The organism is Streptomyces sp. S07_1.15 (assembly GCF_020739505.1).
GTDB classification, from domain to species: Bacteria; Actinomycetota; Actinomycetes; order Streptomycetales; family Streptomycetaceae; genus Streptomyces; species Streptomyces xinghaiensis.
The window spans coordinates 56,089-70,172 of record NZ_JAJBZK010000001.1 but is presented as its reverse complement, the minus strand read 5'-3'; the positions used below and the strand labels follow the sequence as shown (position 1 = coordinate 70,172).

The following is a 14,084-nucleotide window of genomic DNA, read 5'->3' as shown; positions in this document are numbered from 1 at the left end:
CCCGGCCCGGGGCCCGGCACACCCGAAGCCCCGGCACCGCTCCCGAAGGACCTGGTCAGGGCCTCGCCCCGCCGCTCTCCGCCGGTGACGGGCGGCGTGGAGCGCCGGCGGGACCGTCCCCGGGCGCCCCGGTGGAGCGCCCGGCGCGCGAACGGGCGCGCCCGGTGGCGGCGTACCACTGGACGGCGAGCGCGGCGGCGAGCGCCAGTTCGACGAGATCACCGCCGTAGTACATGAGCTGCGAGCCGGTGCGCAGATCCGCTGTGCCGAAGCCGGTGCCGGGCGGGGGAACGGCGTAGAGGCTCTTGGCGAGGACGGCATGGGCCGCCCCGGTGAGCAGCAGCGTCGTACCGCGCCAGGCGAGGCTCCAGCGGTGCCGCAGCGGCTCCGGCGCGCAGACGGCGAAGGAGAACAGCAGTCCGGCCGCCACCACGTGGAGATGCACCAGGCCGTGCAGCAGCGGCTCGTGGTGCGAGGCGGCGAACAGGCCCGTCCGGTACAGCACCCACAGTCCGCCCACGTCCAGCAGCGCCGCCAGAGGGGGGAACACGAGCCAGGCGGCCGGCCGGGACCGCACGGCCGCGAGCAGCCCGCGCCGCGCGGGTCCCGGGGGGAGCGCGCGCAGGGCCAGGGTGACGGGGCGGGCGAGGACCAGCAGCAGCGGCGCGGCCATGCCGGCCGACACGTGCTGCGCCATATGGGCGGTGAACGGACCGCCCGGCAGGGGGACCGCCGGTGCGGCCGACAGGGCCAGCCCGCCGCAGGTGAAGGACAGGTCCCGCCGCCACGGCCAGCGGTCACCGCGCCGGCGCAGCCGGGCGGCGGCCGTCAGGTAACCGGCGACCGCCGCCCAGGCGGCGAGCGCCGTGAGCAGCTGCCCGGGGGAGAGGCCCGGCCCGCCGGCGGCGAGCGCCGTGTACCGGCCGGTCACCGGGCCGCCGCGGACCGCCGGGACGCGCGGTCCGCGCGCACGGCCAGGACCGCGCCGGCGGCCAGCAGCACCACGGCGAAGCCGTTCCACGCCAGGTCGTAGGGGAGGAGCTCGACGCCGTACCGGACTTGGTGGGTCCGGAGCACCTTGTGGTCCACGACGCCGTCGAAGAGCTGGAAGCCGCCCAGCCCGAGGAGCAGCCCGGCCCGCGCGTGGCCCGGCGAGAGGGCACCGCGCCGCCGGAGGTCGGAGAAGAGCACGAAACCGGCCACCAGGCCCAGGACTTCGGCGGTGTGCAGCAGTCCGTCGGCGAGCAGCCCGACGGCGGGGGTGGAGCGGTCGTAGAAGTGGTGCCAGGCCAGCAGCTGGTGGAAGACGATCTCATCGGCGGCGGCCATGAGTGCCGCGCCGATCAGCGCGGCCACCCACAGCGACCGGCGGGAGAGCGGTGCGCCCGGCCGCACTGGCTCACGTTGGCGTGTACTCACGGCTTCTCCTCGGCGCTGCGGCGGGGGGACGGGGATGTCCGGAACGCCTACCCGGGGCGGGGCGGACCGAGTCGGGAACGCGGCAGGCGGAGGGCACGGCGAGCGGTGTGCGGGGCGAGAGGGGCGCGGTCCGGCGCTGAAGGCGGCGGAAAGGACCGCCGGGGCCCCGCGCCGGACAGGGCCCGCGCCGGACAGGGCCGGCCGGCCCGCTGACCGCGTGGAACCGCCGGAGCGGTGCCGGGAGGAAGCCGGTGCGCATCCGGCCATATGTTCGTCCGGCAATCCTATGGTCGGCCCGTAGGGTCCTGTTTTTTACAACAGACGGACGGTGCGTCACCCGGGCAGGGGGTTTGGAGCGCGGTATTCCGTTACGGCCTTGTTCCGCCCGTCCCGCATGGCCAATTCTCTCTGCAGCCAGCCGTTTTCGTCGGACACCACCCGGGGTCCGGGACGGCGGGCGCGGGGCGAATCGTTCCCTTCTCCGCTGCCGGCGCCGTCCGGCGGACGGCGGGGACGGGCCGCCCCGCGAAGGGAGGAAAGCATGCGCAAGGCTTACGAGGCGCCGGTCCTGGTCGAACTGGGCGGGTTCCGGGAGAAGACGGGGCTGCTGGGGCACAGCGGCAACGACCGTCTGATCCTCAGCAAGAACTGAGGCGCGCGGACGCCTGAGCCATGATGCCTCGATCCTCCGGGATCGCGGGCCCGGGCGAGGGCCACTTCACGGTCTTTCCGGACTGTGCGGAGGCCCTCGCCGCGGCCCGCTCCCTCATCACCCCCGGCACCCGGGTGCTCTCCTACCCCTCCGGCCGGCCCTGGCTGGCCGGCCGGTGGCACGACCGGGAGATCACCGCCGTACGCGCCCGCCGGTCGGGCATCGCCGTCCTCGGCTGCTGCCCGGCCGAGGCGGCCGAACTCCAGCGCTGCGCCGAGCGGATGCGCGACCTGACCGAGGCCGGCGAACTGGCCCGCCGGCTCCCCGGCAGCTTCCACCTCGTGGCCGATCTCGACGGCCGGCTGCGGATCCAGGGCACCGCCTCCGGGCTGCGCCGGGTCTACCACGCCACCGTCGGCGGCGCGGTCGTCGCCGCCGACCGCGCCGACATCCTCGCCGAAGCCGCCGGGACCGGGGTGGACGAGGAAGAACTCGCCGTCCGCCTGCTCTGGCCCGTTCCGCACCCGCTGGCGGAGACCTCCGTCTGGCGGGGCGTGACCTCCGTACCGCCCGAGGACGCCCTCGTCGTCACCCCGAGCGGCCGCGGCAGCCGGACCGCACGCTGGTGGACACCGCCCGAGGCGGACGACTCCCTGGAAACCGGCGCGGAGAACCTGCGTGCGGCCCTGGAGGACGCCGTACAGGCCCGCACCCGCTCCGCCGCCACGGTGAGCTGCGACCTCTCCGGCGGCCTCGACTCCACCAGCGTCACCTTCCTCGCCGCGCGCACCTCCGCCCGCGTCATCGCGAGCACCTGGCCCGGCCGTGACCCGGCCGACAGCGACCTGTACTGGGCGCGGAAGGCCGCCGAGCACCTGCCGGACCTCGATCACGTCGTCTGGGACGCCGACGCGTCCCCCCTCGTCTACACCGGTCTGCTCGACATCGACGACCCGATGGACGAGCCCACCATCGGGGTCATGGACCGCGCCCGGGTCCTGCACCACCTCCCCGGACTCGCGGACCGGGGCAGCGAAGTGCACCTCACCGGCATCGGCGGCGACCACATCGCCTGGTGCTCCGAGGCGTACTACCACCGGCTGCTGCGCACCGGCCCGCTCCTGGCCCTCGGCAGGCTCCGCGGCTTCCGCGCCCTGTGGAACTGGCCGCTGCGCGACACCGCCCGGGCCCTGCTGGACTCCCGCCCCTACGGGGAGTGGCTCGCCGGCACCCGGCGCGAGCTGCACGCGCCCCCGGCGCCGACCGTCAGCGGCGCCCTGGGCTGGGGCACACCGCCCCGGCTCTTCGACTGGGTCACCCCGGACGCCGGCGAGGCGATCCGGCGGGCCCTCGGCCGGGCCGCGGAGAACGCCGTCCCCCTGGCGCCCGACCGCGGTATGCACACCGACCTGCACCTCATCCGCGACTGCACCCGGATCCTGCGGATCTGGGACCGGATGGCCGCCCGCGCCGGACTGCCCATGGCCTCGCCCTTCTTCGACGACCGGGTGATCGAGGCGGCCCTCGCCGTCCGGCCGGCGGACCGGGTCACCCCGTTCTCGTACAAACCCCTGCTCACCTCGGCCATGCGCGGCGTCGTGCCGGACGTCTGCCTGAGCCGCCGCACCAAGGCCACCGCCTCGATGGACGCCACCAACGGGCTCCGGGAGCACCGGGCCGATCTCCACGCCCTCTGGGAGGACTCCGAACTGGCCCGGCGCGGCCTGGTCGACGCCGGCCGGCTCCGGGCGCTTGCGCGGCGGCCCGCCACCCCCGGCCTGCGCGAGGCGATGCTCTACTCGACCATCTCCTGCGAGGTCTGGCTGCGCACCCTCACACCCGCCGCCGGCCCCGCTTCCGGCCCCGCACCGGGGCCCCCTCTGCCGGCACCGTCCTGAGCAGCCGTCCTGAGCAGCCGTCCCGAGCAGCCGTCCCGAGCAGCCGTCCCGAGCCGCCGGCCGGCGCACCGCGCGCCCACCCCGCACGCCCACTCCGCACCCCGCGCACCGGCGCCGGGGCGGGAAAGGAACAGGTAGAGATGCCGTTGCAGTTCGCCGCCGATGTGTCCACCGCCGAGACCGACTACGGAACCGTCCTGCTGGACCAGCGCAGCGGCCGCTACTGGGAACTCAACCCCACCGGCACGCTGGTGGTGAAGGCCCTGCTGCGCGGCGCCGAGGAGAAGGACGCCGTGGAGGCGCTCGTGGCCGAGTTCGAGATCGAACGCGAGCAGGCCGCGCGCGACGTGGCCGCTCTGGTCGAGACGCTGCGCGACTCGGGGCTGGTGACGGCGTGAGCACCCCCGCCGCCCTGGACCGCCCCTCCGGCGTGCCGCTGGCCCACGGGCTGGCCGCGCGCGCCGTCCTGCCGCCGGCGTACCTCCTGGCCCGGCTGCGGCCCCACCGGATCCGCCGGCTGCTGGAAAGCGTGCGCCGCGGGGCCCGTCCGGCCTCCCCGGAGCGGACCCTGGCGGCGCGGAACGCGGTGTGCTCGGTCAGCCTGTTCTGCGCCGGCCCGCAGGGCTGCCTTCCCCGCTCGCTGGCGGCGGCGCTGCTGTGCCGCATCTGGGGAGTGTGGCCGACCTGGTGCACGGGGGTGCGCGTGGTCCCCCCGTTCACCGCCCATGCCTGGCTGGAGGCGGACGGCCGTCCCGTCGACGAGGGAGTGCCGGACGGCTACTTCACCCGGCTGCTGAGCGTTCCCCCACGGCGGCGGGCCGCCGGATGACGCTCCCCGCCGCGCCGTCGGACGCCCGCGGCGCACCGCCCGCGCCCGCCGCCGGACAGGACCCGCCCGGTCTCCCGCACGCGCCCGCCGCCGGCGGGGAGCCCGCGGAGCCGGGCGCGGGACCGGCCCCGGAGAACCGCACGGTGCGGGCGGCCGTCCGCCGGATGTTCCAGCTCACCGCCGGGCACCGCCGGGGCCTCGCGCTGGCGGCCGTCCTCACGCTGGCCGCCTCCGCGCTGGGGCTCGTCCAGCCGCTGCTCGCCAAGGAGTTCGTGGACTCCGGCGGCCGGGGCGAGGTGCGCTGGCTGCTGCTGCCCGCCCTGGCCGGGCTCTTCGTCACCGAGGCCGTGACCGGGGCCGGCGGCCGCTTCCTGCTCGAACGCACCGGCGAGGGCGTGGTCCGCGGACTGCGGCACGGCCTGGTGGCCCGGCTGCTGCGGCTGCGGATGAAGACCTACGACGAGCACCGCGCCGGCGATCTGGTCTCCCGGGTCACCACCGACACCTGCCTCCTGCGCGAGGTCGTCGCCCAGGCCCTGGTGGACCTGGTGGTCGGCGTGCTCGCCGCCGCCGGCGCGGTGGCCCTGATGTGGTGGATCGACCCGCTGCTGCTGCTCCTGGTCACGCTCACCGTCGCGGCGGCCGCGGCGGTCGTCACCTCCCTGCTCTCCGGGATCCGGGCCGCCGCGGAACGGACGCAGGGCGCCCTCGGGGAACTGGCCGCGGACCTCGAACGCGCCCTGCGCGCCCTGCCCATGGTGCGGGTGCACCGGGCCGAGGAGCGCGAGGCACGGCGGATCGGGGAGCGGGTCGACACCGCGTACGGGGCGGGCGTGCGCACGGCGAAACTCGCGTCCGTGATGAGCCCGGCGGTGGAACTCGCCGTCCAGGGCTCCTTCCTGCTCGTCCTCGTCATCGGCGGGATGCGGGTCGCGGCGGACACCGACTCCCTCGGCGACCTGGTGGCGTTCCTGCTTTACGCCTCCTATCTGGTGATGCCGCTCTCCTCGGTCTTCCGGGCGGCCGGCCTCCTCCAGAAGGGCATGGGCGCCTTCCAGCGCATCGACCGGGCGCTCGCCCTGCCGGTGGAGGACGACCGGCCCCCGCGCCCCCGCCGCACCGGCCCCGCCCACGGCGGAACGGGCACTGGGGCGGAGAGCTGCGCCCCCGGCGGGACGCAGCGCGGTGCGGGGAGCGCGGCGGAGGGCGAAGTGCCCGGCCGCGCGACTGCGGCGCTCGTCCTCCGCGACGTCCACTTCGGCTACCACCCGGACCGTCCGGTCCTGCGCGGCCTCTCCCTCACCGTGCCGCCCCGGGGGCGGGTCGCCCTCGTGGGGCGCTCCGGCGCGGGCAAGAGCACCGTCTTCGCGCTGATCGCCCGGTTCCGCGACCCCGACTCCGGAACCCTGCTGTTCGACGGCCGTCCGGCCGGGGAGCTGGGGCGCCGGGAGTGCCGGAAGCGGCTCGCCGTCGTCGGCCAGGTACCGCACCTGGTCCACGGCACCCTCCTGGAGAACATCACCTACGCGGTGCCCGACGCCCCGCCGGAGGAGATCGACCGCGTCGTCTCACTGGCGAACCTGCGGGAGGTCGCCGACCGCCTGCCCGACGGTCTGCACAGCACCCTCGGCGACCACGGCGGCCGGCTCTCCGCGGGGGAGCAGCAGCGGGTGGCCATCGCCCGCGCCCTGCTCACCCGTCCCCGGCTGCTGCTGCTGGACGAGCCCACCGCGCATCTCGACCCCGTCAACGAGGCCGAACTCTGCACCGCCCTGGACGGGGTGGCCCGGGAGTGCGCGCTGCTCGTCATCGCGCACCGGCTGGCCACGGTCCGCACCGCCGACCGCGTCCTCCTCCTGGAGAACGGGGTGATCGCCGCGACCGGGCGCCACGAGGACCTGCTCACCCGCAGCGCGTCCTACCGCCGGCTCGCCCTCGCGGGCCGCGCGGAGCCCTCCGCCGTGCCGGAGCCCGACCCTCTCCGGCCGGACGCGCCGGACGCGCCGGACGCGCCGGACGCGTCGGACGCGCCGGACGCGTCGGACGCGGGCCGGCCGGCGGGCGGGGGCGGACCCCCGGCGCCGTGAGACGCCGACGACGGCGAGCGGGTTCACCGGGTGTTCCCGGCGTCGCCCGGTGGCGGCGTGCGGCTGTGCGGAGCCGGTGGCCCCCGCCGGCCGTCAGCCGCAGCGGTAGGTGAAGGCGGCGGACTCCGTGCGGCGGCCCGGCGCGGTGATGCGCAGCTCGGCGGTCGCCCGTACGGTGCCCTCGCCGCGGAACGTCCACTTCAGCCGGAGCCGCGCCTCCCGCTGCCCCCGGACGAGCCGCTCCACCAGCGGTCCGGACTCCGTGCCGTCGCTGCGCAGCCAGCGGTAACGGATCGTGCCCGGCTGCCCGTTGGTGCGCACCCGCGCCACCACGTCCGCGGTGGTGCCGCAGCCGCCGGGGCCGCTCGACCGTACGGTCACCCCGGTCACCGCGAACTCCGGCGCGCTCCGGTCCCAGGCGAGGAAGAGCACGACGCAGAGCAGGATCAGGCCCGCCGGGGCGTACCGGCGCGGCCACCGCGGACCCCGGCGGGCGGGCGGCGGCCGGTGCGGGGCGGGCCCGCCGTGCCAGGGGCCGGCCGACGGGCTGCCGGGTGGCGGCGTGCGCGGGTGCGGCGGGCTGCCGGCCGGCGCACCCCCGTCGGACCACCGCGCCCGGGCGGGCACTCCGGGGCCGAAGCGCAGAACGCCGTCCGGCGCGTACGGCGGTCCGGACCGGCCGCCCCCCGTGCCCGCGGCGCCGCCGGCGGGGAGGGGGGAGCCGTGCGCCGGGCCGGGGCCACCACCGGCGCCTTCCCCCGGCCCGGGCAGGGTGCCGGTCCCGGGCGCGGGCAGCACCCGGGTCCGTTCCCGGAGCGGGCCCCGGTCCCCGCCGGGTTCCGGCTCCGGCCCGGGTCCCGGAGCGACGGAGCCCCAGGCGTGGTCGAGCACGGTGGCGGAGTAGGTGAGGTCGTCCCCGGCCACGGGGCCCGGCGGCGCGGAGCCCGCGGCACCGGGCCCCGTGCGGCTCTCTTCCGGCGGGGTGCCCTCCGGCAGCCGTACGGTCTCCGCCTCCGGCGGCTCCTCGGGGCCGGGCGGGGAGGGCCGTCCCGGAGGGTCTCCGGGCGTCCCCGGCCCCTGGGCGCCGGAGGTCATCGCAGGCAGTCCGCGTACCACGGTTCCGACCTGAAGGCGGTACCCGACAGGGTGGTCACCTCCAGGACGTACCACCGGCAGTCCAGGGGCCGGGCCTCCCCGTTGGCGACGGTGTAGGGCTCGCCGCCCTCGCTGATCCGGAAGGCCACCGGTGATCCGGAGGGGCGGCGCGGCGCGCTCCGGGAGTCCTGCGCGTACCACTGGGCGGAGAGGCCCACCGGGCCCTCCCCGTCGGTGGTCACCGTGACCCGGCCGGTGAGGGTCTCGCCCGACCAGCCGGTGCGGATCGTCACGTCCCGCACCGTGGCCGGCGGCGGCTGCGAGTGCCCGGGCGGGGTGGCCCCGCCACCGGTGGTGGCACCGCCCGTGGGAGAGCCGGTGTGCGGCGCCGTCTCCGTGGCGGACCCGGGCCCCGGCCCGGTCGGCGCGGACGGCCACCAGCTCCCGGAAGGCTCACCGGTGCCGCCGGTGGTGGCCCCCGGGGACGCGCTTCCCCCGCCCTCGTCCGGCGTGGCCGAGCCGGAGGGGGAGGTGGTCGAGGCGCCGGAGGGCGGCGCGGACGGGCCGCCGGTGGCGCCGGGAACGGTGGGAGCCGTGGTGGCGGTGGCCGTGGTCCCGTTCTCCCCGGCCCAGCTGCCGGGCAGCAGGGAACCGAGCACCACCAGGGTCGCGACGACCAGCGCGCCCGCGGTGGCGAGCCGCCCGCGCGGGTCGCGCCCCACCGGCCCGGCGCCTCCCAGCGGGTCGTTGCCCTGCGGGAGGACCAGCGTGTCCGGGGGCGCGCCTGAGCCGGACGGGGCGCCGCCGTCCGGGGGACCGCCGCCGGGAGTCGGACCGCTCTCCGGAGGCTGACCCGGCAGCGTGGTGACGGCGGCGTCGGTGAAGCCGATCCCGCCCTCCGCCTCCGCGGCCCGCGGGATGAGCAGCGGCAGCAGCGCCGCGAGGGAGGCGAGACGGCCCCGGCCCCGCTCCTCCCAGCCGGGACCGTAGGCGCGCCCGGCCACCTCCTCCAGCTCCCGGAGGAAGGCGGCCGCGTCCCGCGGGCGCTCCTCCGGCGCCTTCGCCATGCCGTGCCGCACCAGCCCGCGCACGGGCTGCGGCACCCGCTCGTCGGGGACGGGATCCGTGGTGTGCCGCAGCGCCAGCTCCATCAGGCTCTCCCCGGCGAACGGCTTCTCACCGGTGAGGCACTCGAAGAAGGTCACCGTGGCCGCGTAGACATCGGTCGCCGGGGTGGCCGGGGCCCCGTTCCACTGCTCGGGGGCCATGTACGGCGGGGTGCCGCTGACCCCGGTGCGGCGGTCGCCGCTGCGCCCGGCGATGCCGAAGTCGACGAGCTTCGACGAGCCCTCCTCCGTCACCAGCACGTTGGCGGGCTTGTAGTCGCGGTGCACCACGCCGGCCCGGTGGGCGTCGGCCAGACCGAGCAGCGAGCCCTTGAGGACCAGCAGCGCGGCCTCCGGGCCGGTGGGCCCCTCCTGCCGGATCAGCGCACGCAGCGGCACGCCCTCCACGAGCTCCATGACGATGGCCGCCCCCTCGGGCGCCTCGACGTACTCGTAGAGCCCCGTCACATGCGGGGAGCGCAGGCCGCCCAGCAGATGGGCCTCGGTGCGGAAGGCGGCACGGAACGCGTCGTCCTCGGCCAGGCCCTCGTTCAGGTATTTGACGGCCACCGGATGCCCGGTGGCGTCGTGAACGGCGACCACCACGCGCCCGCCGCCGCCCGAGCCGAGCTCGCGGATGTGCGTGTAGCCGGGAACCGTCCACTCAGGGCCGGGGCCCTGAGGAAGAGTCACGTCGGAACTGCCGGATCCGGTCATCGCCGCCCCCCTGCGGTCATGGATGACTTCGGGGACCGCGCACCCCGTACCGGACCGGTGCGTTGCGTCCCCCTGCCGGGACTATGACAGCCTCCGGCGATTCGGAGAACGCCGAATCCGTAACAGAATGTCCACAAAGCTGCCACCGGCCCGGCGGGTCACCGGTCCCCGCGCGGCCCGGAACCCCGTGCCGTGACGGAACCCTTCCGGCGGACACGGCCGCCGCGGGAGGGGTTCCGCCCGCGCACGGCGGGTACTCATGCGCCGTCCGCGAACCGCGCCGAGCGCTCGGAGGCCGCTGCCGTGGGTCAGACCTTCTCGCTGGGCCGGCTGGCCGGGATCCGCATCGGAGTGAACTGGAGCGTCCTGGTCATCCTGGCCCTCCTCACCCTGGGACTGGCCGAGGGGCGCCTCCCGGAGGCACACCCCGGCGATCCGGGCTGGCTGTACTGGGCCGTGGGCCTGGTCACCGCGGCGGCCTTCCTGCTGTCCCTTCTCGCCCACGAGATCTCGCACGCCCTCGTGGCGCGCCGCCACGGGGTCGACGCCGACAGCATCACGCTCTGGCTGCTCGGCGGGGTCGCCCGTCTCCGGAGCGAGGCCCCGGACCCCCGGGCCGAGCTGCGCATCGCGGGCTCGGGCCCGCTCGTCAGCCTGGTGCTCGGCGCCGTGTTCGCGGGCCTGGCCGCGCTGATCCGCGCCACCGCAGGGCCGGGACTGGCCGCCGAGGCGGTCGCCTGGCTCGCCGGCATCAACATCCTGCTCGCCCTCTTCAACGTCCTTCCGGCGGCGCCCCTGGACGGCGGGAGACTGCTGCGGGCGGCCGTGTGGCGGCGCACCGGCGACCCGGTGCGCGCCACGGTGGTCGCCTCGGCGGCGGGCCGCGTCCTCGGCTGGAGCCTGGTGGCCCTGGGGCTCTACCTGGTGCTGCTGGGCGCCGGATTCGGCGGTGTCTGGCTCGTGCTCATCGGCTGGTTCTTGGTCGCGGCGGCCACGGTCGAGGGCGGCCAGGCGCGGCTGCGGGAACTGCTGTCCGGGGTGTCGGTCCGTGAGGCGATGAGCCCGGACCCGGTCACCGCCCCGGCCTCCGCCACCGTCGAGGACTTCCTGGAGAGCCCGGCGTTCCGCTACCGGCACTCGGCGTTCCCGGTGACCGGGGACGACGGGGCCCCGGCGGGCCTGGTGACGCTGCACGACGCCCGCGCGGTACCCGCCGCGGCACGCGCCACGACCCGGCTCGCGGAGGTGATGCTCCCCCTGGAGGAGATCCCCACCGCCGCCCCGGGCGACCCGCTGGCCCCGCTCCTGCCCGCTCTCCAGGCCGCCCCCGCCCGCCGCGCGCTCGTCATGGAGGACGGCAGGCTGGCCGGCATCCTCTCCTCCTCCGACATCAGCAGGATCACCACCTGGCTGACCTCGGCCACACCGTGGGGGACCCGGGCCTGACGCCCGGCCGTCCCGCCGCCCCCTCCGCGGCGGCTACGCGGCGACCGGCGTGGAAGCCTCCGGGCGGCCGGTACCGCCGCCCGTGCCCAGCGGGCGTTGCTGCCTGCGCCCTTCGGTCTCTTCAGTCCTCTCGCTCTCCCCGCTCTCTCCGCCGGGCGGGGGCGCGTCCCGCCCCCGGCGCCGGGGCAGGGCCGGCAGCCGCCGTGTGAGACGGGTGACCACGGTGGCGTACGCGACGCCGACGGCCAGTGAGGCGATCAGCGCCAGCAGCGGGGAGTGCTCCTCGAGCAGCGGGTAGACCTGGAAATGGGTGAGGTAGATGTACAGCGAGCTGTGGGCCAGCAGCCCCGCCACCCGGTTGAGCGGGCCCAGGCTCGGCAGGTTCCGCACCCAGATCAGCAGGGTGAGCCCGGTCATCGCCACCGCGGTCCGCAGCACCTGGCCGTCCCCGTCCGGGAACAGCCCCGGGACGGTGGCCAGCACCACCGCGGTCAGCAGCAGGCGCTGCATGGCCGTACCCGCGCGGGCCGCTGCCCAGCCCAGGGCGAACAGCCAGAAGACGACGACGGCCGTCAGGTGCGGCGCCCGGAGGTCGAACCCCGGCAGGTTGTAGCGGGTGACCAGGGCCAGGGCCGTCAGCACCAGCGGAAAGCCGAACGGGAACCGGCGTTCGGCCCGGTCCAGCGCCGGGACGGCCAGCACGGAGGCCAGGAAGACGAGGATGTACAGCAGGCTCTCGACGAACCAGTAGTGCCACTCCTGCCGGCCCTCGTGCGTCCCGACGACGCTGTTGAGCAGCAGGATGTTCTCGGGGTCGTAGCCGTCCGCGAAGAGCACCGCCCCGGTGATCCACACGACGCTCGGCACGGCGATGTACGCCATGCTGCGCCCGAGGCGCCGGACGCGTTCCGGGCGGGCCGCCGCCGTGAGGTGGAAGCGCGCGAAGTTGTAGCCGGCCACGCCCAGCAGGATGTGCGCGCCGCCCTGGATCAGGAAGAGCGGTATGTGCGAGCCGGCGATCAGGACGATGGCGACGGCGCGCAGGGCGACGCCGGTCTCCAGGACGCGCCGCCGGCCGGCCCGCCGTGGCGACGGCGCGGGGGCCGTCAGCTCGCGGATGGACCGGGTGTGCCAGTCGCCGGGCAGCCGGCCCAGGGCCTCCTCCAGCCGTACGGACATCTCCACATAGGAGAGGGAGTCGCCGCCGAGGCCGGTGAAGCTGCTGTCCTCGGTGACGTCGTCCCGGTCGAGGATCTCCGCGTACAGCGCGCACAGGTCGGCGGGGCGGGCGGGCCGCCCCCGCCGCGCGGAAGGCCGCCGTTCCGCCGGGCCGCCCGCCTCCGCGGGGTTCCCGCCGGGGGCGGGGACCAGCGCCCGTACGGCCCGGTAGTCCGGTTTCCCCGTGGCGAGCCGGGGGAGTTCGGGGTACGCGCGGACGTGGACCGCCCGGGGCGGCAGGCCGCACTCCTCCGCGACCAGGCGCCGGACGCGGCCCGGGTCCGCCCCGCCGGTGACGGCCACGGCCAGCCCGTCGTCGGACCCCGCGCAGAACGCGTCGACGCCGTGGCGGCCGAGGACCGCCTCGACCTGCTGCGGGTCGATGCGGAGCCCGAGGATCTTGGCGAACCGGCTGTGCCGTCCCACCACCTCGTACAGGCCGTCCGGCGCACGGCGCGCGATGTCCCCGGTGCGGAGCTCCCGGGTGGTCCGGCCCCGTGCCAGGTCGGCCGGGGTCTCCGCGTAACCCAGCATGACGTTCGGGCCCGTGTAGACCAGTTCGCCGGTGTCGCCGGTGCCGCCGGCGGAGTCGTCTCCGGGCAGGCCGGGCAGCGGCCGCAGCCGGAAGGAGCCGCCGGGCACGGGGACGCCGATGGCCTCCGGCCGGGACTCCGCGAGCTCCGGGGGCAGATAGGCCATGCGCGCGGTCGCCTCGGTCTGGCCGTACATGACGAACAGGTCCCAGCCGTCCCGCCGCCCCAGGGCGGCGTAGCGGGCCACGCGGTCGGGCGCGAGCCGGCCGCCCGCCTGGGTGAGGTAGCGGAGGTGGGGGAGGCGCATGTGCGCGAACCCGACCCGGTCGAGCAGGTCGAAGGTGTAAGGGACGGCGGCGAAGGTCGTGGCGCGGCTGTCGCGGAAGAGGTCCCAGAAGCAGGTGTCCGCCACCGACAGATCGGTGAGGACCAGCCCGGCCCCGCTCAGCAGATGGCTGTTGACCACGGAGAGGCCGTAGCAGTAGTGCAGGGGCAGCGTCGTGGCGGCGCGGTCGGTGGCGCGGATGTCCAGGTAGCGGGCGATGGACTCGGCGTTGCTCTGCAGGTTCCCGTGGGACAGGCGGACCAGCTTCGGCGATCCGGTCGACCCGGATGTGCTGAGCAGCAGGGCGAGATCCGGGTGCAGCGCGTGGGCGGAGACCGCGCGCCGTTCCTCCACCGACCACCGGCCGTCCACGGGCCGGATCACCACATCGGGGTCGTAGGCGCCGGTCATCGACCGCAGCGTTCCGGGGCTGCCGCCCGGAACGAGCAGCACGGGGTGCCCGCCGGCGAGGGCCCCGAGATAGGCGACCAGGGAATCGACCGTGTTGGCGCCGGCGAGCAGGACCAGCCGCCGCCGGGACCCGAGACGCCGGGCGGCCGCCGACACCCGGGCGGCGAGGTCCCGGTAGGACAGCTCACCGCCGGCCGTGATGAGGGCGGTGCGGTCGCCGTGGACGGCCAGGTCGCGCACGAAGGGGACGGGGGCGGTGCCGGGGAGCTGCTCGGGGTGGTGCGTCACGCGCCGAATAGTAGGTAAGGCTTACCTAAAACCGAAACCCGTTGGCTGTGTGATCTGTCC

The 14,084-nt window shown here is 76.5% G+C and carries 11 protein-coding genes; 6 read left to right on the top strand and 5 right to left on the bottom strand.

Annotated elements, in window-relative coordinates; translation table 11 throughout:
* Positions 1-55 precede the first annotated feature (55 nt).
* Both LIX60_RS00280 and LIX60_RS00275 read right to left on the bottom strand, forming a co-directional pair.
* Complete coding sequence (locus LIX60_RS00280) at positions 56-931, bottom strand: cytochrome c oxidase assembly protein (protein ID WP_227956634.1); 876 nt, start codon at positions 929-931, stop codon at positions 56-58.
* Positions 928-1,329: a DUF2243 domain-containing protein gene (locus LIX60_RS00275; RefSeq protein WP_374117950.1), complete on the bottom strand. Its 402-nt coding sequence runs from the start codon at positions 1,327-1,329 to the stop codon at positions 928-930. The genes LIX60_RS00280 and LIX60_RS00275 overlap by 4 nt, the downstream gene beginning before the upstream one ends.
* A gap of 631 nt (positions 1,330-1,960) precedes the next feature.
* Between LIX60_RS00275 and LIX60_RS00270 the strand changes: the two genes are divergently transcribed.
* The 5 genes from LIX60_RS00270 (at position 1,961) to LIX60_RS00250 (ending at position 6,885) form a co-directional block, all read left to right on the top strand.
* Entirely contained in the window at positions 1,961-2,071 is a 111-nt protein-coding gene (locus LIX60_RS00270) for a keywimysin-related RiPP (RefSeq protein ID WP_125626283.1), read from the top strand.
* A 20-nt stretch (positions 2,072-2,091) separates the two neighbouring features.
* Positions 2,092-3,969 (top strand): lasso peptide isopeptide bond-forming cyclase, encoded by a 1,878-nt coding sequence (locus LIX60_RS00265; RefSeq protein ID WP_308100936.1) that lies wholly within the window; start codon positions 2,092-2,094, stop codon positions 3,967-3,969.
* 140 nt (positions 3,970-4,109) lie between these two features.
* Positions 4,110-4,367: a lasso peptide biosynthesis PqqD family chaperone gene (locus LIX60_RS00260; RefSeq protein WP_043462551.1), complete on the top strand. Its 258-nt coding sequence runs from the start codon at positions 4,110-4,112 to the stop codon at positions 4,365-4,367.
* Positions 4,364-4,798 carry a lasso peptide biosynthesis B2 protein gene (locus LIX60_RS00255; protein ID WP_227956632.1) on the top strand — a complete coding sequence of 145 codons (435 nt, stop codon included), beginning with the start codon at positions 4,364-4,366 and terminating at the stop codon, positions 4,796-4,798. Before LIX60_RS00260 ends, LIX60_RS00255 begins: the two co-directional genes overlap by 4 nt.
* On the top strand, positions 4,795-6,885 hold the full coding sequence (locus tag LIX60_RS00250) for an ABC transporter ATP-binding protein (RefSeq protein WP_374117767.1): 2,091 nt from the start codon (positions 4,795-4,797) through the stop codon (positions 6,883-6,885). The genes LIX60_RS00255 and LIX60_RS00250 overlap by 4 nt, the downstream gene beginning before the upstream one ends.
* A 93-nt stretch (positions 6,886-6,978) precedes the next feature.
* Here LIX60_RS00250 and LIX60_RS00245 read toward each other — a convergent pair whose 3' ends face one another.
* Both LIX60_RS00245 and LIX60_RS00240 read right to left on the bottom strand, forming a co-directional pair.
* The gene (locus LIX60_RS00245) at positions 6,979-7,980 is read right to left on the bottom strand and encodes a hypothetical protein (protein ID WP_227962982.1); all 1,002 of its coding nucleotides are present in this window, start codon (positions 7,978-7,980) and stop codon (positions 6,979-6,981) included.
* The gene (locus LIX60_RS00240; RefSeq protein ID WP_227956631.1) at positions 7,977-9,779 is read right to left on the bottom strand and encodes a serine/threonine-protein kinase; all 1,803 of its coding nucleotides are present in this window, start codon (positions 9,777-9,779) and stop codon (positions 7,977-7,979) included. The genes LIX60_RS00245 and LIX60_RS00240 overlap by 4 nt, the downstream gene beginning before the upstream one ends.
* A 327-nt stretch (positions 9,780-10,106) precedes the next feature.
* Here LIX60_RS00240 and LIX60_RS00235 point away from each other — a divergent pair, with 327 nt between their 5' ends.
* Positions 10,107-11,249, top strand: a complete 1,143-nt coding sequence (locus LIX60_RS00235) for a site-2 protease family protein (RefSeq protein ID WP_227956630.1) — start codon at positions 10,107-10,109, stop codon at positions 11,247-11,249.
* A 33-nt stretch (positions 11,250-11,282) separates the two neighbouring features.
* On the opposite strand, the gene LIX60_RS00230 is transcribed toward LIX60_RS00235, so the two are convergent.
* Positions 11,283-14,024 (bottom strand): AMP-binding protein, encoded by a 2,742-nt coding sequence (locus tag LIX60_RS00230; protein ID WP_227956629.1) that lies wholly within the window; start codon positions 14,022-14,024, stop codon positions 11,283-11,285.
* Positions 14,025-14,084 lie beyond the last annotated feature (60 nt).